Raw genomic sequence first — 26,427 nt, 5'->3', positions numbered from 1 at the left:
TTCATATATTAGATTGTGGTGCATAGACCAATTGTAGCGTATTATGAGTCATTTGTTCCAAATAGATATTTTTACCTTCCTTGTACCTCGCAATATCTTCAATAGCGATATTTCTAATGGTCAATAAGTAAAGATTTTCTTGGCAATGCACTCTAAAATCAGGGGCTAATTCTTCCAAAAGTTCTGGCAAATGATGAAATTTATCTTCCACACAAAGCATGAGTGAAATGGCTGAGTTCTGTAAAAGTGAAAATTTTATTCTCTTAGCAGACAATAAATTAAAAATAACACTGAGATGATTCTCTGCAATAAATGAAAAATCTTTAGACGAAATAGAGAGCAACTGCTGGTTTTGTTTTAAAATCAAACTTTCAGGCATCTTAGTCTCTACTGTACTCTTTACCGATGTACCTTCTAACTCTGGATAGAGGAAAGATTTCACAAAAAAAGGAATATTTTTCTGCTTGAGCGGTTGTAATGTTTTAGGGTGAATTACCGATGCTCCAAAATAAGCCATCTCTATTGCTTCTTCATAAGTCATTTCTGTAATCAATTTTGCTTCTGGAAAATACCTCGGGTCTGCAGTCATCACCCCTGGTACATCTTTCCATATCGTCATACTTTCAGCAGAAAGACCATAAGCAAAAATAGCGGCGGAATAATCAGACCCTTCTCTTCCCAAAGTAGTGGTAAATCCATTTTCATCACTTCCTATAAACCCTTGAGTAACAAAAAGTGTATTGTTATCAATCTGCTCTATTCTTCTTTGAGTTTCTTGCCAATCCACGATGCCTTCTTGGTATTGAGCATTGGTCTTTATGCACTCTCTCACATCCAGCCATTCATTAGTAATACCTTCGGCATTAAGAAAATAGCTAATAATGGTGGTAGAGACCAATTCTCCTAAGCTCACTACTTGATCATACACAAAAGGACGATATGGAGATTTATTTCTTTCTAAAAAAAACTGTACTTCTAAAAACAATTGCTCTATAGCTAAAAGCAAACTTTCATCACTGGGCAATAACTCCTGAATAATATTTTTATGGTTTTCAAAAACATCTGCTAGCCACACCTGCCAGTCTACATTCTCGAAATAAGCATCCACCACTTTTTCTAAAGCATTAGTGGTTTTACCCATGGCAGAAATAACCAAGACGCCTGACACCATACCTTGGGTAGTCAGTACTTTTTTAAGGTTTCTTACTGCATGAGCATCTTTTACCGAAGCTCCTCCAAACTTAAATACTCTCATCAAAAACGATTTCGTTGGTAAAAAAAACATCAAAGCACAAAAATAAGAATAAAAAAATCCTTACCCATGCTTACTATTTTCAAACTGCAAGAGTAAAGATAAAGAAATATTTGGAATAAAAAAGAAATAAGATTTTTTAAGAGAGAAAAATACACTTAATCAAGGAATTTAAACCTTAAAAAAAGTTTAAAAAGACATCCGCCTAAAGTCCATAAAATTCAGTAAATTTGCATGACAATTTCTAATAATGATAAACAAAAATACTGTACAGGAATTCCTGAAAGAAATAGAAGTAGATGACCTTGTTCATAATCTACAAATCATGGGAAATGATGTTTATATAGACATGGTAGCCCATTCCCCTGCGATGCACGAAAAGAAAAAATTAGAAGCCGCCATGAAACAGGCTTTCGTTTCTCAGTTTGGAGAAGAGGTTCAGCTTAAGCTAAAGATAGACTCTCCTTCTCCCGATGCCATTGCGGAACAAACCATCCGTGGAAAAATGATTCCTGGTATCCAAAATATCATTGCCATCGCTTCTGGAAAAGGAGGCGTAGGTAAATCTACTGTGGCAGCAAATCTTGCGGTAACCCTCGCTAAAATGGGATTCAAAGTGGGAATTTTAGATGCAGATATCTATGGTCCCTCTGTTCCTACCATGTTTGATACCGAAGGAGAAAAACCAATTTCTGTAGAGGTAAACGGTAAAAACCTCATGAAACCTATAGAAAATTATGGTGTAAAGATGCTCTCCATCGGTTATTTTACTGGTGGTAATCAAGCAGTGGTATGGCGAGGCCCTATGGCTTCCAAGGCACTGAGCCAAATGCTGAGAGATGCCCATTGGGGAGAATTGGATTTTTTACTTATAGACCTTCCTCCAGGAACGGGAGACATTCATCTTTCTATCATTCAAGAAGTACCTGTAACGGGAGCAGTGATTGTTTCTACTCCTCAGCATGTAGCACTAGCAGATGTAAAGAAAGGCATCGCTATGTTCCAAATGGAAAGCATTAATATTCCTGTCCTTGGGCTGATAGAAAATATGGCCTACTTCACCCCAGAAGAGTTACCCGAAAATAAATATTATATCTTCGGAAAAAATGGTGCTAAAAATCTTGCCGAATCACTCAATATCCCTGTATTAGGCGAAATACCTTTGGTTCAAAGCATCAGAGAAGCGGGAGATGTGGGCAGACCTGCTGCATTGCAAGAGGCATCACCTATCGCACACCAATACACCGAAACCGCAAAAAGTATGATAGAAAGCTTGGTAGAAAGAAACCAATTTCTACCTCCTACAGAAGCAGTAAAAATTACTACAATGGCAGGATGTTCACCAAAAAAATAAAAATATGAGTTCAGAATCACTTACACAAAAAGTGCAAGAAGCACTAGAAAGCATCAGACCTTTCCTGAATAGAGATGGAGGCGATATAGAACTGGTAAAAATAGAAGAGCATAAGGTTTGGGTAAAGTTCCAAGGCAATTGTGTGGGCTGCCCCATGAATTTTTCTACCATGAAACTGGGCGTAGAAAACACCATTAAACAATTTGCACCAGAAATTACAGATGTTATCAGTATAGAAGAAGAGGAATAATGATTCCTCTTTTTTTATCTCAAAAAATATCTACAGAAAAAGAAAGGACTACAGTTTCCTTTCTATCACATAGTCTAACATAAGATGGAGAGATTTTTTCGCTTCAGAATCTGGAAATTCATTAAGAATAGCTTTGGCTTTCTCTTGGTACTCTTTCATCACTCCAATAGCATAATCTAGTCCACCAAACTTTTTTACATACTCAATGAGTTCTTTTACTCTCTTAGGGTGATTATTGTATCTTTTTATCGTTTCAAAATACCTTTTTCTATCCGTTTCATTGGTATTTTTCAAAGTATAAATCAGTGGAAGAGTCATCTTTTGTTCTTTAATATCAATGCCCACAGGCTTCCCGATGATATTAGAACTCAAATAGTCAAATAAATCGTCCTTAATTTGGAATGCCATTCCCGTATAAGTCCCAAAACGCTTCATTTTCTCCGCAAGTTGCTCATCTGCAGAATTAGAAAGCACTCCCGCTTCACAACAAGCCGCTATAAGGGTAGCCGTCTTCTGACGAATAATTTCATAGTACACCTCTTCGGTAATGTCTAGTTTTCTTGCTTTTTCCAATTGCAAAAGCTCACCTTCAGACATTTCTCGGATGGTTCTAGAGATTACGGCCAATAAATCATAATCCTTATGATCTGTAGAGAGTAAAACGGATTTAGAAAGCAAATAATCTCCTACCAATACTGCAATTTTATTTTTCCATAACGCATTAATAGAAAAGAAATTTCTCCTCTTAAAACTTTCATCCACTACATCATCATGTACCAATGTAGCCGTATGGATAAGCTCTATCATAGAAGCTGCACGATAGGTTTTATCATTTACCTCTCCTACTAACTTCGCCGTAAGAAAAACAAACATAGGTCTCATCTGTTTTCCCTTTGTAGTAACAATAAAACGCGTTACCTTATCTAGCAGAGGAACTTTACTTTGCATAGACTCATAAAACTTTTTTTCAAAAAGTTTCATTTCTCCTTGTATAGGTTGCTTTATTTGCTCTACAATAGACGCCACTATAATTGATTTTTGCAAATATACTGTTTTGGAATGAATATTTTAAATAATTAGCCCCATTCTTAAAATGTTCATTTTTCAAAATTTTCTTTAGAAAAAAATAAAAATAAACCTGTAATATACAAAATACCACATCATGGTAAGTGAAATTTAATCCCCAGATTTTCAGCTTTTTTTTAATAACATCAGGAGCTAGATTACTTCAAATAAATAAAATATTAATTGGTATACAACAATTCAAACATTTAAAAAAGCACTATAATACTTACTTTCTTCATTTTTTTCAATATACAGTCGCATCACAATCTTGGATCTACATCTTCACTTTCGAGGGCCAGTACCCCAAAGACACTTTCATGAATGCGTCTTAGAGGTTCTTTTTTCACGAATCGTTCGAGGGATTCTAGCCCAAGGGCAAACTCTCTAATTGCTAAGGAGCGTTTTCTGGAAAGGCTTCTATTTTTTAGGCGTTCTAGATTTTCTGGTGCATCGTACTCGGGACCATAGATGATTCTGAGATATTCCTTCCCTCGGCATTTCACTGCAGGTTGCAATACTCCTTCGGTACCGTAAGTAATAAATTCATACGGTTTTACCACCATTCCTTCACCGCCATTTTGGGTAAGATCTAGCCACCATTGTACTGCCTCTTCAAAGCTCTTGGAATCTGTTAAATCCACTATTTTATGAGGTGTTGCCATAAAAAGCTGATCATCACCTTTACTTATTTCTTGGATGGTTTTCATGTGCCATTGATGATTTTTATCAAAATGCACTTGCCCCTCTGTAGCTAAAATATGAAAAGGTGCGAGCTTATAATCATCAATACTTGTTACTGGCCAGCAATAATTTTGGTAAGCGTGTACATATTTTTCAATGGCTTTATTTTTCTGTGAAAATTTTTCCAACGAAGGCAAGGCATCCTTAATCCCTCTATCAACAGCCATCTGTAAAGCCTGCTCTACCATTGGAAGAGCACCACTTGCTGCCGCTCCTACAGACGCATATTGTTCTTTTATCAAAGCTTGTGCTTTTGCTGACCAAGGCATCAGCTCAGCATCAAGGCAAACCCAATCGGTATGAAATTTATCCCAAAAATGGGTATTAGTAAGACACTGATTTACACGAGATAAAAATACTTTTTCTATTTCTGCATCATTAAAAAAGTTTCTTCCCGTCCGTGTATAGCAAACGCCAATGCCTTCATTTTCCACACCAAAGCGTTTAAATGCTGCCGCTTCATCTTTACAAATAACCAAAACAACCCGCGACCCCATGTGTTTTTCTTCGCAAATCACAGTTTTCACTCCTCTTTTTTTGTAATAATTAAGAGCTTGGACGGGATATTCCAAAAATTCGGGCAAAGTACTCGTTTCGCATGGAGACATGGTAGGAGGTAAATAAATTAACCATTTAGGATTAATCGCAAAACGGCTCATCACCTCCAAAGCGGCAATGGAATTTTCCTCACGAATGGTAATATTGTTTTTCAGTCGGGTTTGTACAATTCTTTTACCTATAACATCTTTTATATCCAAAACATCGTCGTACGCTTGTTGAGCATCGAGATGCTGAACTGATTCATTAAAATGTAGTGGCCTTATAGGTTCGCAGTAAATTTGTTTTGCCTTTACGGATACTATTTCCTCTTCAGGATAACGAAGAGCGGTTAGTTTTCCTCCAAATACACACCCGGTATCAATATCAATGGTTCTATTAAGCCACTGAGCTTCTGGGACGGGCGTATGTCCATACACCACTTTCGCCTTTCCACGGTACTCATCTGCCCAATTATGGCGTACAGGAAGACCAAACTCATCCATCTCCCCCGTTGTTTCACCGTACAAACAAAATGCACGAACCGCCTCTGAGCCACGCCCTTGCATCTCTTCTTTTAATCCTGCATGAGCCACTACTAAATTCCCATCATCAAAAACATAATGACTGATGAGACCATATAAAAACTGCTCAACGGTTTTCTTAAATTCCGAAGTTTCATTTTCTAATTGCTGTACGGTAAGATCTAACCCATGTTTGAGCTGTACCTGTTTCCCACTGAGGTATTTCTGCAATTTCAAATCATGATTCCCTGGTACACAATATGCTATACCAGAGTTTACCATACTCATGACCAATTTCAAAACCGAAGGCGAATCTGGACCTCTATCAATTAGGTCACCAAGAAAAATGGCTTTTCTATTTTCGGGAGCAATGACTTCAAAACCAAAATTGTTAGTATTTTCTTCAACTCTATTGATTTGATACCCCAGTTTCAATAGCAATTCTTCCAACTCCTGAAAACACCCGTGAACATCACCAATAATATCAAATGGACCTTTTTCTTCTTTTTTGTCATTGTAGAGTTTTTCTCTTTTGATGACTTCTACGGCATTCACTTCCTCAGCCGATTTCAAAACATAGATATGCCTAAACCCTTCGTGTTTTAGCCCTTTAATGGATTTTTTCAAGTCTTGAGCTTGTCTACGAATAACATGATTTCCGAAATTTCTATCCACTCTGTTTTGATTTCTTTCTTCGCAAACTTTTTCGGGCAAGTCTAGCACTATTGCTACAGGTAAACAATGATGATTTTTTGCCAATTCTATCAATCCTTTTCGTGCTGATTTTTGCACATTCGTTGCATCAATTACGGTCAGTAAACCATTTTTAAGGCGTTTATCTGCAATGTAATGCAATACATCAAAGGCGTCATTGGTAGCTGCCTGATTATTTTCATCATCTGAAACCCATGCTCTACATTGGTCAGAGGATAATATTTCTGTAGGTTTAAACAGTTTTTTCGCGAAACTACTTTTTCCCGAACCAGAAACACCTATTAACACTACTAATGAAAGCTCTGGTACTTTAATTTCCATATCTAAATATTGCCATTTGTGAGGGAGCACCGATATTTTCTTCTTCATATCCGATGGGTAAAATCTCCACACTATAGTTATACATTTTTCCTATTTTATCTGCCCACTGCTGGAATTCTTCTCTTGTCCATTCAAAACGATGGTCATCATGCCTCATATTCTCGGCTTCCAATTGTTCCCACATTACATTATATTCTTTATTAGGTGTGGTAAGCACGATGGTTTTTGGCTGAGCAAATCCAAACAATACGCGTTCAAAAGCTTGCAACCTGTTTAAATCTAAATGCTCTATAACTTCCACTACGGCAGCAGCATCAAAACCATGGAGACGCTGGTCTCTATAGGTCAGAGCACCTTGAAAAAGCTGGAGTTTTTCCTTCTGCTTAGGAGGCATTTCATCGAAATGCAATTTTTCTTTGGCTTTGAGCAATTCACTGTAAGATACATCCATACCTACTATTTCTGTAAATTGCCTTTCTTTGAGCAGCAGCTTAATGAGCTTCCCCTCACCACAACCCAAGTCTAAAACGCGTTCGCTTCCTGATTCTATAAGTTTTTCTACCACCAAATTTAAGCGCTTATCATGCAGGCTTTCTTTCTTTTTTTGAATTTGGCTATTTTCTGTAGACTCATCTATTATATTGTCTACAGTTTCTCCATCACTGATTCTTTCTAAAGCTCGTTTTGATAGGGAAGCTAAATTAATAAGATAACGCCGAATAATTTGTTCTCTTTCTGGATGCTCCCTGAGCCAGCCTTCCCCTTTTTGGAGCAATTTTTCAATCTCGCTTTCACTAACGAAATAGTGTTTATCATTGTCCAAAGTAGGTATTAATACATACAAATGAGAGAGCAGTTCTTTCACGGTTATGGTATGCTCTAATTGGAGCGAAAAATATTTACTTTGTCCCCATTCGGGAAATTTTTGGTCTAAAGTATGGCGTGTCAGTACTACTTTGTACCCCAAAGGTTCAAACAATTTTCGGATTAAAAGTTCACCTCCTTTAGGAGCAGGAATGGAGCTGATATTGACCTCAATAGGTATTTTCTTATCTACCAATTCAGGTTTATCTTTACATTTTCCGTTCATCGCTGAAGAGAAAGCCTTTGCAATTGCCACACTCATAAAAGACGAGGCCACATAAGGACGATCATTTACATAATGTCCCAAGGCAAAATTATCTCCGCCCATTTTCCGCACTCCTCTCACCATATCAATAGGGTCAATGTCCAGCAACAAGCTCACGGTTGTTTTTTCATTTGTTGCTTCAGGGTAAAACACCAAAGCCCTTCCTATAGACAAATCAAAAGTCTGAAACTTATCTGGATGTTTATGAAGCAAATACCCCAAATCCGTAGCGGGTGAGTGGGTAGTGGTAATATTTAAAATCATGATTTCGTTCTTTTTATCAAGATTTATTCACTATACATTATTATAGAACTTGTTTAAGCTTTTTAGAAATCTATAGAAGAATATTGAGTTGAATGAGTTTCACCCTTTTGGGTATTTTGTCAAAGTTTTTAGTACTTCTACAAAGAGATTTAAAGTGGTATAAAACTCAAGGGATTTAAGCAAAATAAAAAGTCAAGACGAGTTCTTTATAAACAAGAGCTACTTAATTCTATTTCATTATTATTATCTTTTAGATATTTCTTTTCTCTTTCATCATATTCCTTTTTTATATCTCTGTCTATTTCTTTTCCATTGATAACAAAGGTGGTAGAAGATGTATTTAGATTTTCCAAAACTATAGAGGGGTGTTTTTGATATTTCTTGTAAAAATCAAACCATTTTTTCTCTGTTAATAAAACGGGATTCGGAAGACCAAAATGTCTGTAATGCAATTTAACCATTTCATTTGTAATTCCCTTTGCTTCAAAGATATAATCTTCTTTTTCATCAGATATTTTTAATATAAGTCCAGGTAAACCATAAAACTTATAGGGACCATCAGATATTGGAATTTCAGTTGCATACCAAGCCGACCATTTTCTTCCTCTAAACTCTGTACTTGCTTTTTTAGCCTTATATCCCAAAATTAAAGTTTCTTCATTGTGAAGTTTCCATTTGGGTTTACAAGAAGACTGTATATGGAATGTAGTGGTATAAAATTTTTCTTCTTGAATAATGCTATCGGAAGCGATATTTTTTAAAATAATCTTTCTAAATAAACTTTTTTTTGAATCAGGAATTCTCAAGCTCCCATCTTTAGAGTTAGAGATATAACTATCAACAATATTTGTCTTCAGAGAATCAGAATAATAGGTATTATATCCTGCAAAATATGATTTGTTTTCATCAATTACCAAAACGGATAAATCTGTATATACAGAATCCTTTTCCTTAGAAGGTTTCCAAGAAACTTGATATACCACTTTATAGTTTTGAGCAAATACAAAACTAACAACAAAAACCAATAGAAATAGACTAATTTTTTTCATTATCATAATAATTAAAAATCTAGATTCAGCTTATAAAACTAACTTTCCGTTATTATTAATCGTTTTCAAATATACTTCTTTTGGACTCAAAAAACCAAATTTTTATAGTTTAACACCAACCTCAACTTAATTTAGTGGAAACTAATCATTTAATAAAATCAGCTACCCATTACTCAAAAAAATAGCAGTTATTTTCCGATACAGAAAATGTAATACTTCCCATTTAAGTATGTTTTAAAATCAATCGTAGCCCATTTTGTAATCTGACTACTAAAAGCATTATATGATTTGTATGGTTTGCAAAAATAAAAAACTGCTTTGAAAATCATTTCAAAACAGCTTTTATTTACTCTAAATTTTCTTAAATTTTCTTCTACTAAAACTATCCTCTCCTCTACTCATTCTCTCTTCTCTCAATCTTTTGATTTTCTCTGCTTGTTCCATTGCTTCTTTGTGAGCTTCTTCTTCTGATAAAGAATTCTGTCGCTTTTTCATATCTTGAACCTGCTCTTTTGCTTCCAATCTGTTTTGCACCCAATCTTTCCCCATCACCTTTATTTTGTGCTCTAATATCTCTTTCTGTGTAAATGTACCTACTAAAATCATTGTCCTCATAAAGTTGGTTTTCTTTGTAAATTTATTAAAGTAAATTCTCTTCTATATATTGCAAAACCTTATAAGATAATTTACTAATCTCTAAAAACTCTTCACTTCCTTTTTTTGCAAAAGGAATATCTTCTGTCTCTTTATAAAAATCTTTTAGAATTTTCTCATGTTCAGTATCTTTTACTAATGATATTATATCTCTCAATACAGTAGATAACTTATTATGTAAATGATTACTCATTAAATTATCAGCTGTTTTCAATTCTCTATATCTATCTTCAATTTTCATAATATTTTTTATTTACAGTAAATTTAATAAAAAAGTCCTATTAATTAATACTTTACAAAAAAAACATCATCATATTCTCCATTAATATTTTCTTCCCCTACTAAAAGCATTATATGATTTGTATGGTTTGCAAAAATAAAAAACTGCTTTGAAAATCATTTCAAAACAGCTTTATTTTCTCTATATTTTCTTAAATTTTCGTCTTCTACTTAATTGACCACCTTTCAATATCCTTTGAGTCTGCTCTACCATTAGTTTGTGAGCTTCTTCTTCTGATAAAGACTCCAAGTGTTTTTGCATCTCTTTTATCGATTCATAGGCTCTTTTTCTATCTTCTGCCCACTCTTTACTTATCAACCTTTCGTGCAATTTATAAATTTTCTCTCTTATCTTATCTTCTTCCTCTGAATCCATTATCTATGAGTTTTTGATGTTATAGGAGCTTCTTTTTTGGTCTTTCCTACTTGGAAAAATATCAGCTCCAAAGTTCTCATTTTACTTACTTCCACTCCAAATTTATTAATAAAATCCTTTTGTATTTTTGTTATTTCTTCCTCATTATTAGCAATCAAATCATTACAAAAATCAAAATAATTTAAATAATGTCTTACTTTGTTTACCTTATATTCAAATGCCAAACCATCATAAAAATACTTAAAAACATTACTATCCCAAATAGGATATTTGTTTGGATAAATAAAATGTAATAGTTTAGATGTTCCAATCACTGAATTATTAAAACATTTTGATAATTCCTCTAAATCATCTGCTGTAAGTTCCTCCTTTTTGATGATTTCTACAACTTCATCTATATTTTCTAAATTTATTTTTGGTATGGTTGGCATCCAACTATACACTAACGATATACCTAAAATAATAGCTTCTTTATCTAATTCTCTACCTTTAAAAAAATCTATAAATATAGGATAAATATCCATATATCTATCTTTTTCTACTTTTTGGCTATCATTCTTAATAATCTCAAAATTAATGTTTCTTGTATTCCACATAATGCTATAATTTATTTAATTGTTTTTATCTTTTTTAAAGGTACAACCTGCTACAATAATAGTGTTATTATCTACTATTTTAATGACATCTTCTGTTCCATCATCATTTTTCACATAGATTTCATTGCCATCTATTTCATAATCAAGCCTTTTTTCTATTCCTCCAATATTCACATAGCATTTTCCTTTTTTAAATTCTACTTCCCCTATTAATGCACATCTCAATCTAATACCCATTCTGAAAATATTGTTATCATCTTTATTTTCACTTTCCACATAATGATAAACACCTTGTATTCTATCATTCTTACAGCTTATAAGTGTAAAACTTAATAGTAATACTGATAATCCAAAAGCGATTTTTCTTTTCATATGATTTTCTTTTTTATATTCCATAAAACAACAAAATAGGCTTAAAGCATTTGCTTCACTCGTATTTGAGGAGGTCGAATTCCCTATCCACATAGTAAAGCAATGTTTAAGCCTATTAGCCTAAACACTTTGCTAAACTTTATTGTGTGGATATTTTGAATTTTCGACCTTTCAAATACACAAATCAGTTTACAAAATGTATGTCGTCAAATTTTATTTAAAATCTATGTTTTCTCTCTTATAATTTTACCTATTTTGTAGAGCAAATTTAATCAAATTTTCTTCTGACACAAATCATTTCATAAATTTTTCTTATACTTATATTTCCATTGTCCAAAACAAACTTTGTCATCATTATATACACTCTTTACAATATTTTGAATTTCCTCTTCTGTAAAATCTTCCTCTATACAGTTATTTAAACAAAACTCTAATATTCTTTCCTTTGTAATTCCAGCTCCTTTACTATTCTTTACCAATAAATATACAAAACGATTTCTATTTCCATTTTTAAATTCTTGTCGTTTCTTTGTAAATTCTATTATTTTCTCAATTATTCTATCAAACTCATCATCTACTTTTTCTTTGCCAATATTCGTATTTTTACTTATAAAAATCTCTGAATCCAAATTTAAATATGCCTCTTCATCATAAGAGATAAAACACAATCTTGCAACATCAATCGTTTTCTCATCAAATTCTATATCCAGTTCTTGTTTGTAATAATTTAAAAGTTCTTTATAAACTTCTTTATGCTTTTCCACATTTGTATTATTGGTTTCCACAATGATTTTAATTCCCAAACCTGATGGAGAGATAAAAGCCATTTTAGTATATTTTATTTTACATATTTTTTCTTTTATTCTTTTTACTTCTTCCTCATCTTTTAAGTTATCAATATCCAAAGTCATCAAGCCATAATATTTTATAAGATATTCCTCTCTTCTGTTTGTATTAAAAATCCCTGATACAGTAAAAGCAGGTAATTTTCTTTTTAATTCATCAGCTTCTTGTTTCATTTCTTTTTTTAACAGCAATCTAATTTTTTCTATTTCATTCTTATATTCTCCCTCTTTTATACTATCGTATATCTCATATAAATACATAACTCCACTATGTTTATAGTTTTCCCAAGTGTCTAAATTAAATACATTCATATTGCAATTTTTTTAAATGTTAAACTTTTACTTAAAATCTCTTCTTCACTCATACTTCTATTTCTTCTCAAAAAACTTTCTAAATCTTCAAGAGCAAAATAGATTTTTCCTCCATTTGGTTTATATCCTACCAATTTACCTCTGTTGTACAATCTTCTGATATACTGCTCACTTAATTTTAAATAAGGAGCAGCCTCTTTTACATTTAACATATTCATTTTATCTTCCATAATTATAATAATTACTTTATTAAATTATGGTGCAAATCTAAATGGCTTTAAGCCCCTTTAAAAAAAAGTTAAGCCCCTTTTTTGGGGGCTTAAACTATGTTATCAAAAATTTTCTCTACTTTGGATTTATTTCTCCTATTACTATTTTCTCTGTCTATATAGGCTTTTATCCTATCTGGTATATCTTCTATCTTATTTTCTAATGATTTATCTGGAAAATCAAAACAACAAATAATAATTTCCTTTATCTCTCTTGTGTATCTATTAAAATCAATATCTGTAATATAATCTATCAAAGTTAGTAATTCAGACCAATTATAGGCTTTTTTGTCATCTCTTGAATTATTGGCTTCTTTTTTCCAAATAATTTTATTCTTTAACTCTTTTCTTCCTATCTCAATTTCTTGATAATCAAAAACTTTTTTAAAATCATCAAAAACCATTTTTTCTATAAAAACCAAATTAATTAGTTCATCAAACACTTTTCTCAATTTGACATCATCACTAAATTTTTCATTTCTTCTAAATGTTCTATACCCACTTACAACATATTCTATTTCTTCCTCAATTTCTACAACCTTATCTACCTCCTCTTTTATTTCTATTTCTACTGCTTTTTCTATTTCCATTTCTTTTACTTCTTCAATTTCATTTATATTTTCCAGTTCTCCTTTTAAAAACTCTTTATATTTTACAAATCCAATAACCTTTGATGTTTTATATGCAATGATTTTAAATCCTAATGGCATTAAACAATGATTTGATAAACCATACCAATTTGGATTCTTTTTTTGTTGATACATACTCAAAAAATTGTTTATCAAATTTGCTTCTAATCCAAACTCCCTCATTATATTTTCAACAGAATTATCTGCAATTTCTATCTGTTCTTTAATAAACTTCCTATTTATATCTGCTTTATGATATTTCTCAATCAAAGTTTGATAACTTTTATCTTTTTCCTCCTCATTTACAATATTTATCCATTCTGTAAGTTTGATTAAATATATGCTTTTTTCTTTATCATTCGTAGGGTCAATCAACATAACATTTTTAAAACCCTCCAAATCATCAAAATATCTTGTATCAAATAAACTCAACCCTTTCTCTATCCAAAAATTGAGTTTATCTTCATATGTTTTCAATTCCCCAAACTCCTTAACTAACTCCCACTTCTTATCTTTTGCATACTCCTTACTTTCCCTTAATTTCTCTATTTTTTTTCTAAACTCTTCATCTTCTATTTGATTTATGGCTCTTTCTATATTTCTCCATCTTTTTCCTTCCTTACCTTCCCACCACTCTTCATATTCTAAATCTCTCTCATATTCGTCCTTATCAAACTCTTCATTTTCTAAATCATTATGTATCATAGCCCTAATATTTTCATACAAAAATATTAGGAATTTTTGATACTGCATTAATTTTTTTCTTGTCTATTACTTTTGCATATATTTCTGTGGTCTTTAAGTTTTTATGTCCTAATAATTTACTAACTGTATAAATATCAGTATCCATTGTCAGTTGCAATGTTGCAAAACTATGTCTTGCAGAGTGAAATGTAATATGCTTATCTATTCCTGCTTCCTTTACCCATTTGTGTAGTTTTTTATTGCCATATGCACTATACACAAGATTTTCAAATACTTGCTCTTCATCTTTTCCTCTCTTTCCCATTAGTTGTATAGCTTGTTCATTTATAGGTAAGTTCTCTACTCCTTTGGTTTTCTTCATTGTGAATTTCAATACCCAACCATTATTTTCATCATAATTTAAGTTCTTCCACTTCAAATTTGCAATATCTGAAAATCTTAATCCTGTCATACAACTAAATAAAAATGCTCTTTTTATCAATGGGTTATCACATTCAGTCTGTACTAAACTTTGGATTTCCTCCAAGGTTAAATATTGTCTATTGGTTTCCTCCTCTTTTATTCCTCTTACTCTCAATACTGGATTTTCTGATATTAATCTGCCTCTATGAGCTTCTTTTAAGGCTGTTCTAATTTTATTAAAGTAAGATAATACTGTATTTTGCCCTAACTTTCCTCCTTTGTCTGATATTTTTTCATTCAAAAGATAGTCCTTAAACCCCTCTAAAAATACTTCATCTACTTTTGATATTTGGATTTCTTTTCCTTTGCAGTAGTTGACTAAATGTTTAAATGCACTTTTCCAATTTCCATAAGTTCCATTCACATCATATTTCTTTTCTACCATTTTTTCAAAGTATGCTAAAAATCCTATCTTTCCACTACTACTGCTTACAAATCCAAAACGACCACTTTGTATTTCCAATATTTTTTCACTTCTCACTGCTTCTGCTAATAAAATGGTCTCTTTATTATGTTGCTTTTCTACAAAGTTTTTAGGCTTATCATATATTTGTAGTTTCAAGGATTCATAAGTGCATTCTTTGGTTTCTTCATCGTAATATTTCAAGTAAAATGTATTCATTCTTGCTTTTCCTTTTTGCTTATTTAGTTCGCTCAATTGTCCTTTTCTTATTCTTAAATAAACTTTCATTGCTTTTTATTTTGATGTTGCAACATTCCCCCTATTGAGGAACACGAGACAACAGCAAACACCTATATTCAAGCTCATTCTTACTTTTCCTTTCCAAAAATCCTCTATTTATCCAGTATTAAAAAACAAAAAAATCCAAACCTTTTTTGGCTTGGATTTCCATTACTTAAAAAGCAATGTTAAGGATTTCGACCTCCTCAATTATTGGGGTGTAAAGTTCATATTTTTTGTGTTATTGGCAACATTTTTTTACATATTTATGCACTCCTAAATTAAAAACCTACCAAAAGCCAACATTCTGTTCTCTTTCGGCAGGTTTTCAATTTACTCCTCTGCTAAAATTTTTTCGCTCCTCTATTTATTTTTTATTAACTTATTTATAGTTAATTATCTTATTTTTATTACTTTTTTTAATTTATTATTTGCTTATATTATATATAATTATATTTTATATAAATACTATAATATAACTATATACATATAAATTGGTATATAATATAAGGGCTATTGCTTTTTTAAAATTCAAATCATTATTAATTAACAACTTAAACAACAAAACTATTTTAATAAAAACATTATAAAGGCTGCCAAATGATTTTTAAGCGATTTTAACGATGATTTTTTTATTTTTGAGTTAATACTCATTTTTGATATTTAAGATGTGATACTTTAAAATAAACAATGTTAAACTCAATCAATTCATTAAATCATCTAATTGAGATTTCAAAATTAAATGCTTTTTGCCAAGTCTAATGGTTTTTAGTTGTTGCTCCTTGATAAGTTTTCTAATTGTGGAATCACTCATTCCAACCAAAGCACAAGTCTCTGCAATACTTAAATAACTTTTAGCTTTTAGTTCCTCCAAATCAAAATGCCTTTTGGTAGATTTTAATTTACTTATTTTCAAATCAGTGGAATATTCCTCTTTTGCTTTTTGTAGTTTTTCCTCTCTCTTTTTTTGCTTATAAAATCTTGAATTACAGGTATGAGAACAAAATTGAGTTTTAAATGTTTTGGCTACGAATGTCTCTCCACATTGTTTACAAATGCGATTAATTCTAATATTACTACTCATTTTACACTTTTTGTCTTTCAGTATGTTAATAATTTCTCCCAGTATTTGCGTGTATTTACCATTATTTAGCAGTATTTGCCATTGGTAATTTCGCCATCGTAGCCCTAAAAGTCCTCAAAACTACTCCTCAATCCAACATCGTATCCCAAATTGCACCCTAATTTGGTATCAAAAAACAACAAAATGTATCAAAAAGTAATAAAAATTTCCACCTTAATTAGTTGGAAACCACTTATTTACAAACACAAAACACTAACTACCAATTACTTACAAAAATAGCAGTTATTTTCCGATACAGAAATTTGCAAAGATATTTCCGAGTACTTCGTCATTGGTAAATTCTCCAGAAATTTCGCCGAGATGTTCTAATGCTGAACGAAGTTCATAGGCCAAAAGTTCCGTCTGGATATGGTGAGCAATGGCTTCTTCTACACGATGTATAGCATCCAATGATTTTTGTAGGGCTTCGTAATGTCTTTGGTTGGTAATTACCACATTATTTTCATCGGTTTTCAGGCTTTGTACATAATCCGAAAGTTCTTGTTTTAATATCTCAATATTGGTGTTATCTTTCGCCGAAATTCCTAAGATAATGTGGCTAAAATCTGGAACGAGTTCTGATTTTATTTTCTGTAAAAATTCCGATTCTAAATCACCGGCATTAAGGTCTATCTTATTATTGAGCAAGATAATATGCAAATCTTTCCTCCAAAATTCTTTCACGAAGCTGATTACCTCTTCCGCTGTAGAGTCTATTTCATCGAAAAGGTAGAGTAAGATTTTTGCTGATGCTATTTTTTCCTTGGCTTTTTGCACACCTATAGCTTCTATTTCATCTGCCGTATCGCGAATCCCCGCGGTATCTATAAAACGAAAAGCTGTACCCTCTATATGCAAAACCTCTTCTATGGTGTCCCTTGTGGTTCCTGCAATATCACTTACTATGGCTCTTTCCTCTTTTAATAAAGCGTTAAGTAAAGTAGATTTACCGGCATTCGGCTTCCCGATAATGGCTACTTCTACACCGTTTTTTATAGCATTTCCGTATTGGAAACTTTCCTTTAAATCTGATAATTTGTGATGGATAGCCGATAATAAAGTTTTCATCGCTGTGCGGTCGGCAAATTCCACATCTTCCTCCGAAAAGTCAAGCTCTAACTCAATGAGGGAAGTGAAATTGAGCAGTTGTTCTCGCAGCTGGGCAATTTCTTGGGAAATTCCGCCTTTCAGTTGTTGCATCGCTACTTTTCTGGAGGCTTCATTTTCGGAAGCGATAAGATCTGCGATGGATTCAGCTTGGGAAAGATCAATCCTGCCATTCATAAAGGCACGCATCGTAAACTCTCCTGCTTTTGCCATTCTAGCACCATTTTTTATTAGAATTTCCAAAATCTTTTTTCCAATATAAGGCGACCCATGAAAAGCGATTTCTACAGAATCTTCGGTGGTAAAACTTTTAGGAGCTTTGAAAATGGAAACCATCACTTCATCAATGATTTCCGGCTGTAAGCAATAGGCAATAGGCGATAGGCTTTTTTCGTTAAACATCATTTCTGATTCATTGCTTCCTGCCTCCTGCCTATCCACAATATACCCATAATGAATGGTATGCGAAGGTTGCTGTGCCAATGTCTTTCCTTTAAAACATTTCTGAACAATGCTAAAGGCTTCATTTCCTGATACCCTGATAATTCCTATCGCTCCCATACCATTAGCGGTAGCCAAAGCACAAATTGTATCTTGATTCATAGCACAAAGATACGGATTTGTACATGAGAATAGATGTTAAGCCAAATATTTAAAACAGCGGTTAGCTTTTGGCCGTTAGCGAATAACCTTTAGCTTTTAATGAATTGCTTTCTAATCTCTAAATCTATGTTTTGAAGACTTTGTCAAAATAGTTTTAGTTCATTTCTGCATAGTGATAATCCATTTCTGCACCATGATGATTCATTTCTGCACCGTGATAATCCATTTCTACACCATGATGATTCATTTCTGCACCGTGATGATTCATTTCTGCACCGTGATAATTCATTTCTGCATAGTAATAATCCATTTCTGCACTGTGATGATTCATTTCTGCATAGTGATAATCCATTTCTGCACCGTGATAATTCATTTCTGCACCGTGATAATTCATTTCTGTACCGTGATAATTCATTTCTGCACCGTGATAATTCATTTCTGCACTGTGATGATTCATTTCTGCACCATGATGACTCATTTCTGCACCATGATGATTCATTTCTGCACCGTGATAATTCATTTCTGCACCGTGATAATCCATTTCTGCACCATGCTGGTCTATTTCTGAACTAAGGGATTGTACAATGTATAAGGTATAAAGTACAAAGACTTTTGGCATACAACCTACTGCTTATGGCTTTTTGAGTGCTTTTATTCCATAGGCAGTAAGCAGTAGGTTTTTAGTAGCGGGTGGGCGGCGAATGACAATTAGCTTTCTAATTTCTAAAACACTTATACTCACACATTATACAAACCCTAATTTCCCATTTCTAAAGCACAAACTTTCAAATAAAAACAGTATTTTTGCCATTATGTTAAGAGCGGAAAACATTTTAAAAACCTACAACGCAGGGAAGAAAATTGCCCTAAAAGATTTTAATATTCATGTTCCTAAGGGAAGTATCTATGGACTTCTAGGCCCGAATGGTGCAGGAAAAACTTCTTTCATCAGAATCATTAACCAAATTACTCAGCCCGATAGCGGCCAAGTATTCATTGACGGAGTCCCCCTCGCTCCACATCATATCCAAAAGATAGGCTATATGCCAGAAGAGAGAGGACTCTACAAAAACATGACTGTGGGAGACCAAATCATCTACTTTGGAGAGCTGAAAGGGATGACCAAGAAAGAAGCCATGGAACAGGCAAAATATTGGTTTGAAAAGCTTCACATTGATCAATGGTGGAAGAAAAAACTTTCGGAACTTTCCAAGGGAATGGCACAAAAAATACAGTTTGTGGTAACAGTACTTCATCGTCCTGAACTATTAATCCTTGACGAACCTTTCTCTGGATTTGACCCCGTAAATGCTAATCTTATCAAAGACCAAATCTTAGAACTAAAAGCACAAGGGACTACCATCATTCTCTCTACACACAGAATGGAAAGCGTAGAACAGATGTGCGATTTTGTAGCACTTATCAATAATTCCCAAAAAATTATTGACGGAAAAGTATTCGATGTAAGAGAACAGTACAAACAATCCATGTATCGAGTTACCATTCAAAACCCTAACATCGAAAAACTCCAACAGTTTACCCTCCAATACCCTATTTACAATGAGGAAAAATCAGAAAGTCTATTGCACTTTGAAATAGAAAGCACCGAAGAGCAACTGATACTTTTAAACGCTTTAACATCAATAGGACCTATCCGGCTTTTCGAGGAGAAAATTCCGAGTATGAACGAAGTATTCATCCAAGCAGTTCAGTAAATCATTAATTGTAAAATATTTATGCGAAATATATTCCTTGTAGCTCGTAGAGAATTTCTTACCCAAGTAAAAAAGAAATCTTTTATCATTCTCACTATTTTATCTCCTATCCTTGTTTTAGCATTGGGAGGTTTTGTTAGCGGACTTATTATCGCCAATAGCTCAGAAACAGTGATTCAGGTAGTGGACAAAAGTGGACTATACAAAGATAAACTGAAATCTAATAACACTATCAAATACATAGACATTCCTCTTAATGATGAAAAAGTACATAGAAATGCACTGAAAGAATCAGAAAGCATAGACGGACTTCTCATCATTGAAAATATTGAAAATCAAGATTTCAGTTCACACCAAAAAAAATCTGAATTACTCATCAATGACAATCTTAATTTTACCACTAAATATAAAATCATTGATGATTTAACTTCGGTATTAAGAGAAGAAAAAGCAAAGTCTATGCACCTTACTACCGAGCAAGTAAAGGAATTAGATAAAGATTTTGACCTTAAAACCACCAATATTAATGCCAGCAGCGATACCAATACTGATTTGGATTTCGGTGTAAAATATGGTCTAGGCATGTTCCTGATGTATGTTACATTTATGTTCATCCTGATGTATGGTGTGCGGGTGATGCGTAGCGTTCTGGAGGAAAAAAATAACCGCGTAGTAGAAATCATCATCTCTTCTGTAAAGCCTTTTCACTTGATGTTAGGGAAAATCATAGGAGTTACTCTGGTGGCACTTACTCAGTTTTGTGTATGGATTACCATGGCAATCATTGGTGCTTTAGTACTCAATACAGGGTTTTCTTCACTTCAAAATACCATTCCAGAAGGAAATGCCAATATGGACAATATGAATATCCAGGAAATGGCCACCAATATTTCTCATATTCTGCTAGAAATGAATGTACCTTTGGTCATTTTTGTATTCCTTTTCTTTTTTCTTTTCGGATATATTTTTTACAGCTCTATGTATGCAGCAATTGGCTCTGCCGTAGATAACGAAACAGAAACACAGCAGTTTAGCCTATTTGCTGTTATTCCTTTAATGCTAGGCATGTATGGAAGCTTTAGCTTCATCAATAATCCCGATGGACCTATTGGATTTTGGCTCTCCATCATTCCTTTCACATCTCCTGTGGCTATGGTAGCGAGAATCCCCTTCGGAGTTCCAGTGTGGGAGCTAATACTATCCATGGTTTTGCTCATTGCCAGCTCACTTTTCATGGTATTCATCGCCTCTAAAATTTATCGCATCGGAATTCTGATGTACGGAAACAAAACTACCATGAAAGAACTTTGGAAATGGATAAAAGAGAGCTAATCTAATATACATTCAAAAATAACAAAAAAGCTGTCCTTTTTCGGACAGCTTTTTATTTTTCACTCATTTCTAATGCACCTTTACACAAGCGTTGTTGTAATTTTTCTGCCAAGTCTATACGGTCAAGTGATTGAATACAAGTAACATCGTATCTTAAAATCTCTTTTATTTTATTGGTTTGTAAATGTCCGATGAAATGATTGGTATGGGAAATCTCTTTTAACGCCGAATATTTTTCTTTGAGTTCCTGTACTTTATTTTCGGCAATCAATGTATGCCCTGCCTGTAAGGCTATTTTTATCCGCTGGGGAGAAACGGTTTTCGTAGCCAGTAATAATTTCACCTCATCGGGGTTTCTATTGCTCTTTAGACACGCATGATTGATTCTTTCTTGTATCGAAGCAATGTTTTGTGAAATTTCCTCATTCATATTTTTATTCTTTTGTGTATTATTACACTCATCTTAACTTTGCAGCTGAATGAATTTCACCCAATCCATAAAATCGTACTACACTATACGAACGCACCGTACTACACTATACGAATGCACCGTACTGCACTATACGATAAACTCATCTCTACTTTTTTCTACCATTGAGGCATTTAGAGATTTCAGTTTCTCTCCCTACGCTCCATTTTATTAAGCATTTGACGAGCTAAATCAGGTGAAGGATATTAAACTTAATGAACTTCGCTCCATCTATAAAATGAATTCTTAATAAAAAACAACAATACGCTCCATTATCTTCATTCCTTAATGGTTATTTCTATTCATTAAGCGAGATAATTTCTGAGTTAACACATTTTAAAACCCATAAACAATCTCAAACTTTTCAAACCAATTCAAACCCTTAGTATTCCATTAATACGCTTCCCCAAGTAAATCCACTACCGAAAGCTGACATCAGTAGGAGATCTCCTCTCTTTAGTTTTCCTTGTTGTATCGCTTCGCATAGGGCAATAGGAATAGAAGCTGCGGTGGTATTTCCGTACTTTTGGATATTGTTAAAGACTTTCTCATCAGGTAGCCCGAATTTTTCTTGAATAAATTTAGAGATTCTTAGGTTAGCCTGATGGGGAATGAAAAGGTCTAAGTCTTCCACTGTTTTACCCGCTGCTTCCAGTGCTTCGTTCATTGATTCAGGGAATCGGGTAACGGCATGTTTAAACACGAAATTACCATTCATATACGGATAAACTTCGGCATAAGTAAGGGCGTTAGGCTCTTTTATCAGTCGGTCACTCCATCCGTATTTTGTTCCAGGAAATTTGGTACAAAGTTCATCTGCATATTTTCCTTCGGAGTGCATATTCACCGCCAAAATATCACCTGCATTTTCATCTTCCGTAGCAGAAAGTACCACGGCACCTGCACCATCACCGAAAATGACAGAAACGCCTCTACCTTCATCAGAAAAATCTAACCCGAAAGAATGAATTTCTGCACCTACCACCAAAATATTTTTGTATAACCCTGATTTAATAAACGCATTGGCAACTCCCAAGCTGTAAATAAATCCTGAACATTGGTTTCTCACATCCAAAGCACCAATGGTATCACACCCTAACATCTCTTGGAGAAGTACTCCACAGCCAGGAAAGAAATAATCTGGAGAAAGGGTAGCGAAGATGATATGGTCTATTTCTTGTGCTGTGATTCCTGCGTTTTTTAATGCCATTTCCGCCGCTTTGTATCCTAAGTATGCGGTAGTTTCTTGGTCATCATTCTTATTTTTTCTATGTCTTCTTTCTATGATACCAGTTCGTTCTCTTATCCATTCATCATTGGTATTCATTACTTTAGACAAATCATCATTGGTAACTCTATTTTCAGGAACATAAAAACCTGCTCCTTTAATGATACTTTTTTTCATCTAATAAAATAGTTTAAATAATTTAACTTGTTATCCAAACGCTCTTTTTAATAAACTCTCTACTTTTGGAGCTCTGCCTCGGAAGGCGATATAGAGTTCCATAGGATCTTGTGTCCCTCCGCTGGAGAGTAGTTTTTTATATTTCTGAGCTGTTTCTGGGTGAAAGATTCCATTTTCTTTAAAATATTGGAAAGCATCCGCATCCAAAACTTCTGCCCATTTGTACGAATAATATCCCGCGGAATACCCTCCTTGGAAGATATGTGAAAAACTTGTACTTATAGCCGTTTCAGGGTTTTTAGGATAAAGATTAGTGCGTTCAGTGATGCTATCTTCAAAGGTTTTTATATCAAAATTACTATCCATAATTTGGGTATGATATGCCATATCTAAAAGCCCAAATCCGAGCTGTCTAAGCGTTTGATAGCCTTCCATAAAGTTCTTAGAAAGAGATAGTTTTTCTATTTTTTCATCGGATAGCACTTCTCCTGTTTGATAATGCTTAGCGAAAGATTTTAGAAATTCAGGCTCATAGCAGTAGTTTTCTAAAAACTGCGATGGCAGTTCCACAAAGTCCCATTTTACAGATGTTCCCGAAAGATTAGGATACTGCGTATCGGCCAAAAGTCCATGTAAGGCATGCCCGAACTCATGAAATAGCGTAGTTACCTCTTGGAAAGTGAGCAAACTCGGCGTATCGGCAGTAGGTTTACTAAAATTGCATACTACGGAAATATGAGGGCGATAGTTTTCACCATTTTTCTTATACTGATTACGATAACTGGTCATCCATGCCCCTGCTCTTTTGCCTTTTCTTGGGTGATAATCTACATAGAGTATGGATTCTTGTCCTGACGAAATGACTTTATACACTCGGACTTCTTCATGGTATTTTTGTACATGGTAAATTTCTTCAAATTGCACATCAAAGAGTCTTCCAGCCAGCTGAAACACCGCGTCTTGTACTTTTTCGAGTTGGAAATACGGTTTCAGTTCTTCATCATTGAGGTCGAACTTCGCTTTTCGGAGTTTTTCAGCATAAAAAGCGTGGTCATATCCTTGCATTTGTGAGATACCATCTGCTTGTGCCAGTGATTTTAATTCCTCAATTTCCTTTTGGGCGTAGGGCGTAGCTTTTTCTAACAGTTCGTTTAAAAAATTCAAAACCATAGCTGAGGACTTTGCCATTCTCTCTTCCAGAACATAATCCGCAAAATGAGCATACCCTAATAATTGTGCTTTTTGCTGACGAAGATGAGTGATTTCTTTAATCAAATTCTGATTGTCATATTCACCATGATCAAAAGACTTTTTACCATTTGCTAGTGCCAACTCTGCTCTCAAAGCTCTATTTTCGGCATAGGTCATCAGCGGAATATAGCTCGGGTATTGTAGCGTAATCACATATCCCTCTAGCCCTCTTTCTTTCGCTTCTTCAGCATACTGGGAGAGGATAGATTCAGGGATTCCTTTAAGTTCATTTTTATCTTGGATATGCTTGTAATACGCATTAGTAGCAGCAAGTACATTCTGCCCGAATTGTAGAGATTTAATAGATAAATCTCTGTTGATTTGTTCTAATTTCTTCTTATCATCATCGCTCAATAAAGCCCCATTTCTTACAAACCCTTTATAAGTTTCATCCAGTAATGTTTGTTGTTCTGTATTGAGTGAGAGTGTATCTTTTTGGTCGAACACTTGTTTAATCCTACCGAAAAGCATCTCGTTTTGAGAGATTTTAGATGAAAATTCAGTAAGTAGAGGGGAAATCTCTTGAGCGATTTGCTGAATTTGGTCATTGGTTTCCGCAGAATTAAGATTGAAAAAAATATGAGATACCACATCCAATTGACTTCCAGAATATGCAAGTGCTTCAATGGTATTTTCAAACGATGGAGCTTCAGTATTATCCGTAATTTGGTGAATTTCTGCTTCCGCTTTTTGAATAAGTTCTCGGAAAGCAGGCAAATAATGCTCTTCTTTAATTTCCTGAAAAGGAGCGGTTTGGTAAGGAGTATTAAAAGGATGTAAAAGTGGATTATTCATGAATATATTTTTTGGAAGACAAAGGTAGAGAAATTAGCCGTAATCTCAAATGAGAACAGACAATGGATTTTAGAGTGAGATAATGAAGCCATCTAGACTTATTTAGATAAAAATATCCATTAAAAAGTAAAAAAACGGAGTACAATGATTTTTTTATTAAAAATAGTCAATGTATTGATAAAAGATATTTAACTATATGATTTTCATTGTTTTTGATACTTTACCAGAGTACTAAAAGCTTTGACAAAGCACCTCAGAATAAAAAAGGTTAATTTTAAATAGATGATGTTTTGGCAAAATATTTGTTTAATCGATAAAAAGAAGTTTAATTAATTAGTAACTCAATTAAAAAATACACAAAATGAAGAAAATGAATAAAAAATCCCTTGATGAAGTCATCTTTCAAGGAAGAAACAAAGACTATGGTGCTTTCGTACTTAGGAGAGATGAGGGTGTTTATCTAGCTAAAGCAGTTTTTTTAGGAGTAGCATCTTTTGTGGCCATTGCCGTTACGCCATTGGTATGGTCGAGACTTCAGGAAAAGCCTGTTCCTACTCAGAATACAGGAGATAAACATGATTTGAAGCCTGTTGATTTCCAAGAAATCATGCTTCCACCTAAAAAAGTAGCACCTGCCGTTCAGGAGGAAAAACCTCAAATAATAGAAGTAGAGAAAAAGAAAACTTTTGATGCTACAGTACCTACACCTACCCGAGGGGCAAAACAAGAGAAACCTGCTGCAAAGGTAAAAGATTATGATGAAGCCATAGCTTCTACCCAAACACAAGTGGGAGTATCTACTACACATTACACTCCTACGATAATTCAAAATACTTCGGGTACGGGAAGTGGAAATACTTTAGTAGGAACTCAAAATATTGTGCAGCCCAAAGTGGATCATAATACCATTATGACTGCCGTAGATAAAGAAGCCGAATTCCCTGGCGGAATCAATCTTTTTAGACAAAATATAGCCAGCTATCTTCAAGAGGAAGATTTGTATGCTGAAGATGGAAAACTGAGCACTGTGATCTCTTTCGTAGTAGAAAGAGATGGTACGATTACCCAGCTCAAAGCGAATGGTAATGACAAAGATTTTAACAAAATAGCATTGGAATCCATTAAAAAAATCAAGAAAAAATGGACACCTGCTGTTTATCAAGGAGAAAAAGTACGCTCTTATTATTCTGTACCTATCGTTTTTATGGTGGAATAGAAAGAGAAAACTCTATAAGGAATAATATGC

The 26,427-nt window shown here is 33.8% G+C and carries 24 protein-coding genes and 1 pseudogene; 5 read left to right on the top strand and 20 right to left on the bottom strand.

Annotation, left to right across the window (positions count from 1 at the left end; translation table 11 throughout):
- Position 1 precedes the first annotated feature (1 nt).
- Positions 2 to 1,255 (bottom strand): aspartate kinase, encoded by a 1,254-nt coding sequence (locus HMPREF9699_RS05125; RefSeq protein WP_002662973.1) that lies wholly within the window; start codon positions 1,253 to 1,255, stop codon positions 2 to 4.
- Between the two features lie 247 nt (positions 1,256 to 1,502).
- Here HMPREF9699_RS05125 and HMPREF9699_RS05120 point away from each other — a divergent pair, with 247 nt between their 5' ends.
- Complete coding sequence (locus HMPREF9699_RS05120) at positions 1,503 to 2,606, top strand: Mrp/NBP35 family ATP-binding protein (protein ID WP_002662971.1); 1,104 nt, start codon at positions 1,503 to 1,505, stop codon at positions 2,604 to 2,606.
- Positions 2,607 to 2,610: 4 nt separating this feature from the next.
- Positions 2,611 to 2,856, top strand: coding sequence for a NifU family protein (locus tag HMPREF9699_RS05115; RefSeq protein ID WP_002662969.1), 246 nt, complete (start codon positions 2,611 to 2,613; stop codon positions 2,854 to 2,856).
- A 48-nt stretch (positions 2,857 to 2,904) separates the two neighbouring features.
- On the opposite strand, the gene HMPREF9699_RS05110 is transcribed toward HMPREF9699_RS05115, so the two are convergent.
- The 16 genes from HMPREF9699_RS05110 to HMPREF9699_RS05035 all read right to left on the bottom strand — a co-directional run bounded on the left by HMPREF9699_RS05110 (position 2,905) and on the right by HMPREF9699_RS05035 (position 18,833).
- Complete coding sequence (locus HMPREF9699_RS05110) at positions 2,905 to 3,882, bottom strand: polyprenyl synthetase family protein (RefSeq protein WP_002662967.1); 978 nt, start codon at positions 3,880 to 3,882, stop codon at positions 2,905 to 2,907.
- Between the two features lie 299 nt (positions 3,883 to 4,181).
- Positions 4,182 to 6,806: a polynucleotide kinase-phosphatase gene (locus tag HMPREF9699_RS05105; RefSeq protein ID WP_002662965.1), complete on the bottom strand. Its 2,625-nt coding sequence runs from the start codon at positions 6,804 to 6,806 to the stop codon at positions 4,182 to 4,184.
- Positions 6,748 to 8,151, bottom strand: coding sequence for a 3' terminal RNA ribose 2'-O-methyltransferase Hen1 (locus HMPREF9699_RS05100; protein WP_002662963.1), 1,404 nt, complete (start codon positions 8,149 to 8,151; stop codon positions 6,748 to 6,750). The genes HMPREF9699_RS05105 and HMPREF9699_RS05100 overlap by 59 nt, the downstream gene beginning before the upstream one ends.
- Positions 8,152 to 8,357: 206 nt before the next feature.
- Positions 8,358 to 9,206: a GLPGLI family protein gene (locus tag HMPREF9699_RS05095; RefSeq protein ID WP_260182257.1), complete on the bottom strand. Its 849-nt coding sequence runs from the start codon at positions 9,204 to 9,206 to the stop codon at positions 8,358 to 8,360.
- 345 nt (positions 9,207 to 9,551) lie between these two features.
- Entirely contained in the window at positions 9,552 to 9,815 is a 264-nt protein-coding gene (locus HMPREF9699_RS05090; protein ID WP_002662958.1) for a hypothetical protein, read from the bottom strand.
- A gap of 25 nt (positions 9,816 to 9,840) precedes the next feature.
- On the bottom strand, positions 9,841 to 10,095 hold the full coding sequence (locus tag HMPREF9699_RS05085) for a hypothetical protein (RefSeq protein ID WP_002662956.1): 255 nt from the start codon (positions 10,093 to 10,095) through the stop codon (positions 9,841 to 9,843).
- 180 nt (positions 10,096 to 10,275) lie between these two features.
- Entirely contained in the window at positions 10,276 to 10,509 is a 234-nt protein-coding gene (locus HMPREF9699_RS05080) for a hypothetical protein (RefSeq protein ID WP_002662955.1), read from the bottom strand.
- The gene (locus tag HMPREF9699_RS05075) at positions 10,509 to 11,105 is read right to left on the bottom strand and encodes a hypothetical protein (RefSeq protein WP_002662953.1); all 597 of its coding nucleotides are present in this window, start codon (positions 11,103 to 11,105) and stop codon (positions 10,509 to 10,511) included. The genes HMPREF9699_RS05080 and HMPREF9699_RS05075 overlap by 1 nt, the downstream gene beginning before the upstream one ends.
- A 15-nt stretch (positions 11,106 to 11,120) precedes the next feature.
- Positions 11,121 to 11,477, bottom strand: coding sequence for a hypothetical protein (locus tag HMPREF9699_RS05070; protein WP_147292187.1), 357 nt, complete (start codon positions 11,475 to 11,477; stop codon positions 11,121 to 11,123).
- A 299-nt stretch (positions 11,478 to 11,776) separates the two neighbouring features.
- On the bottom strand, positions 11,777 to 12,634 hold the full coding sequence (locus HMPREF9699_RS05065) for a BT4734/BF3469 family protein (protein ID WP_002662949.1): 858 nt from the start codon (positions 12,632 to 12,634) through the stop codon (positions 11,777 to 11,779).
- A complete protein-coding gene (locus HMPREF9699_RS05060) occupies positions 12,631 to 12,864 on the bottom strand; it encodes a helix-turn-helix domain-containing protein (protein WP_002662947.1) in 234 nt (77 codons plus the stop codon). Before HMPREF9699_RS05060 ends, HMPREF9699_RS05065 begins: the two co-directional genes overlap by 4 nt.
- Before the next feature lie 89 nt (positions 12,865 to 12,953).
- Positions 12,954 to 14,237, bottom strand: a complete 1,284-nt coding sequence (locus tag HMPREF9699_RS05055) for a hypothetical protein (protein WP_034985638.1) — start codon at positions 14,235 to 14,237, stop codon at positions 12,954 to 12,956.
- A gap of 13 nt (positions 14,238 to 14,250) precedes the next feature.
- Positions 14,251 to 15,390, bottom strand: coding sequence for a tyrosine-type recombinase/integrase (locus HMPREF9699_RS05050; protein WP_002662944.1), 1,140 nt, complete (start codon positions 15,388 to 15,390; stop codon positions 14,251 to 14,253).
- A 694-nt stretch (positions 15,391 to 16,084) separates the two neighbouring features.
- Complete coding sequence (locus tag HMPREF9699_RS05045) at positions 16,085 to 16,465, bottom strand: helix-turn-helix domain-containing protein (protein WP_002662943.1); 381 nt, start codon at positions 16,463 to 16,465, stop codon at positions 16,085 to 16,087.
- Between the two features lie 282 nt (positions 16,466 to 16,747).
- Positions 16,748 to 18,214 (bottom strand): tRNA uridine-5-carboxymethylaminomethyl(34) synthesis GTPase MnmE, encoded by a 1,467-nt coding sequence (gene mnmE / locus HMPREF9699_RS05040; RefSeq protein WP_002662942.1) that lies wholly within the window; start codon positions 18,212 to 18,214, stop codon positions 16,748 to 16,750.
- Positions 18,215 to 18,368: 154 nt separating this feature from the next.
- The gene (locus tag HMPREF9699_RS05035) at positions 18,369 to 18,833 is read right to left on the bottom strand and encodes a hypothetical protein (RefSeq protein WP_002662941.1); all 465 of its coding nucleotides are present in this window, start codon (positions 18,831 to 18,833) and stop codon (positions 18,369 to 18,371) included.
- A gap of 193 nt (positions 18,834 to 19,026) precedes the next feature.
- On the opposite strand from HMPREF9699_RS05035, the gene HMPREF9699_RS05030 reads away from it, so the two are divergent.
- On the top strand, positions 19,027 to 19,929 hold the full coding sequence (locus HMPREF9699_RS05030) for an ABC transporter ATP-binding protein (protein WP_002662940.1): 903 nt from the start codon (positions 19,027 to 19,029) through the stop codon (positions 19,927 to 19,929).
- A 21-nt stretch (positions 19,930 to 19,950) separates the two neighbouring features.
- Positions 19,951 to 21,261 (top strand): ABC transporter permease, encoded by a 1,311-nt coding sequence (locus HMPREF9699_RS05025; RefSeq protein ID WP_002662939.1) that lies wholly within the window; start codon positions 19,951 to 19,953, stop codon positions 21,259 to 21,261.
- A gap of 85 nt (positions 21,262 to 21,346) precedes the next feature.
- Here the strand turns inward: HMPREF9699_RS05025 and HMPREF9699_RS05020 are convergent.
- From HMPREF9699_RS05020 to HMPREF9699_RS05010, 3 genes and pseudogenes are all read right to left on the bottom strand, one after another.
- Positions 21,347 to 21,691: pseudogene (locus tag HMPREF9699_RS05020) on the bottom strand (hypothetical protein); the annotation flags it as partial.
- 421 nt (positions 21,692 to 22,112) lie between these two features.
- Complete coding sequence (locus tag HMPREF9699_RS05015) at positions 22,113 to 23,135, bottom strand: 3-oxoacyl-ACP synthase III family protein (RefSeq protein ID WP_002662935.1); 1,023 nt, start codon at positions 23,133 to 23,135, stop codon at positions 22,113 to 22,115.
- 30 nt (positions 23,136 to 23,165) lie between these two features.
- Positions 23,166 to 25,181, bottom strand: a complete 2,016-nt coding sequence (locus tag HMPREF9699_RS05010; protein ID WP_002662934.1) for a M3 family metallopeptidase — start codon at positions 25,179 to 25,181, stop codon at positions 23,166 to 23,168.
- Between the two features lie 361 nt (positions 25,182 to 25,542).
- On the opposite strand from HMPREF9699_RS05010, the gene HMPREF9699_RS05005 reads away from it, so the two are divergent.
- Entirely contained in the window at positions 25,543 to 26,397 is an 855-nt protein-coding gene (locus HMPREF9699_RS05005; protein ID WP_002662933.1) for an energy transducer TonB, read from the top strand.
- Positions 26,398 to 26,427: the final 30 nt, after the last annotated feature.

The organism is Bergeyella zoohelcum ATCC 43767 (assembly GCF_000301075.1).
Taxonomy (GTDB): Bacteria; Bacteroidota; Bacteroidia; order Flavobacteriales; family Weeksellaceae; genus Bergeyella; species Bergeyella zoohelcum.
This window is presented reverse-complemented; position numbering and strand designations above follow the sequence as displayed.

What these genes read in the sequence shown, in the direction of transcription:
- HMPREF9699_RS05125 (WP_002662973.1), bottom strand. Translation starts at nt 1,255, where the DNA reads ATGAGAGTATTTAAGTTTGGAGGAGCTTCGGTAAAAGATGCTCATGCA.
- HMPREF9699_RS05120 (WP_002662971.1), top strand. Translation starts at nt 1,503, where the DNA reads ATGATAAACAAAAATACTGTACAGGAATTCCTGAAAGAAATAGAAGTA.
- HMPREF9699_RS05115 (WP_002662969.1), top strand. Translation starts at nt 2,611, where the DNA reads ATGAGTTCAGAATCACTTACACAAAAAGTGCAAGAAGCACTAGAAAGC.
- HMPREF9699_RS05105 (WP_002662965.1), bottom strand. Translation starts at nt 6,806, where the DNA reads ATGAAGAAGAAAATATCGGTGCTCCCTCACAAATGGCAATATTTAGAT.
- HMPREF9699_RS05100 (WP_002662963.1), bottom strand. Translation starts at nt 8,151, where the DNA reads ATGATTTTAAATATTACCACTACCCACTCACCCGCTACGGATTTGGGG.
- HMPREF9699_RS05095 (WP_260182257.1), bottom strand. Translation starts at nt 9,206, where the DNA reads ATGATAATGAAAAAAATTAGTCTATTTCTATTGGTTTTTGTTGTTAGT.
- HMPREF9699_RS05090 (WP_002662958.1), bottom strand. Translation starts at nt 9,815, where the DNA reads ATGAGGACAATGATTTTAGTAGGTACATTTACACAGAAAGAGATATTA.
- HMPREF9699_RS05085 (WP_002662956.1), bottom strand. Translation starts at nt 10,095, where the DNA reads ATGAAAATTGAAGATAGATATAGAGAATTGAAAACAGCTGATAATTTA.
- HMPREF9699_RS05080 (WP_002662955.1), bottom strand. Translation starts at nt 10,509, where the DNA reads ATGGATTCAGAGGAAGAAGATAAGATAAGAGAGAAAATTTATAAATTG.
- HMPREF9699_RS05075 (WP_002662953.1), bottom strand. Translation starts at nt 11,105, where the DNA reads ATGTGGAATACAAGAAACATTAATTTTGAGATTATTAAGAATGATAGC.
- HMPREF9699_RS05070 (WP_147292187.1), bottom strand. Translation starts at nt 11,477, where the DNA reads ATGAAAAGAAAAATCGCTTTTGGATTATCAGTATTACTATTAAGTTTT.
- HMPREF9699_RS05065 (WP_002662949.1), bottom strand. Translation starts at nt 12,634, where the DNA reads ATGAATGTATTTAATTTAGACACTTGGGAAAACTATAAACATAGTGGA.
- HMPREF9699_RS05060 (WP_002662947.1), bottom strand. Translation starts at nt 12,864, where the DNA reads ATGGAAGATAAAATGAATATGTTAAATGTAAAAGAGGCTGCTCCTTAT.
- HMPREF9699_RS05055 (WP_034985638.1), bottom strand. Translation starts at nt 14,237, where the DNA reads ATGATACATAATGATTTAGAAAATGAAGAGTTTGATAAGGACGAATAT.
- HMPREF9699_RS05050 (WP_002662944.1), bottom strand. Translation starts at nt 15,390, where the DNA reads ATGAAAGTTTATTTAAGAATAAGAAAAGGACAATTGAGCGAACTAAAT.
- HMPREF9699_RS05045 (WP_002662943.1), bottom strand. Translation starts at nt 16,465, where the DNA reads ATGAGTAGTAATATTAGAATTAATCGCATTTGTAAACAATGTGGAGAG.
- mnmE (WP_002662942.1), bottom strand. Translation starts at nt 18,214, where the DNA reads ATGAATCAAGATACAATTTGTGCTTTGGCTACCGCTAATGGTATGGGA.
- HMPREF9699_RS05035 (WP_002662941.1), bottom strand. Translation starts at nt 18,833, where the DNA reads ATGCCAAAAGTCTTTGTACTTTATACCTTATACATTGTACAATCCCTT.
- HMPREF9699_RS05030 (WP_002662940.1), top strand. Translation starts at nt 19,027, where the DNA reads ATGTTAAGAGCGGAAAACATTTTAAAAACCTACAACGCAGGGAAGAAA.
- HMPREF9699_RS05025 (WP_002662939.1), top strand. Translation starts at nt 19,951, where the DNA reads ATGCGAAATATATTCCTTGTAGCTCGTAGAGAATTTCTTACCCAAGTA.
- HMPREF9699_RS05015 (WP_002662935.1), bottom strand. Translation starts at nt 23,135, where the DNA reads ATGAAAAAAAGTATCATTAAAGGAGCAGGTTTTTATGTTCCTGAAAAT.
- HMPREF9699_RS05010 (WP_002662934.1), bottom strand. Translation starts at nt 25,181, where the DNA reads ATGAATAATCCACTTTTACATCCTTTTAATACTCCTTACCAAACCGCT.
- HMPREF9699_RS05005 (WP_002662933.1), top strand. Translation starts at nt 25,543, where the DNA reads ATGAAGAAAATGAATAAAAAATCCCTTGATGAAGTCATCTTTCAAGGA.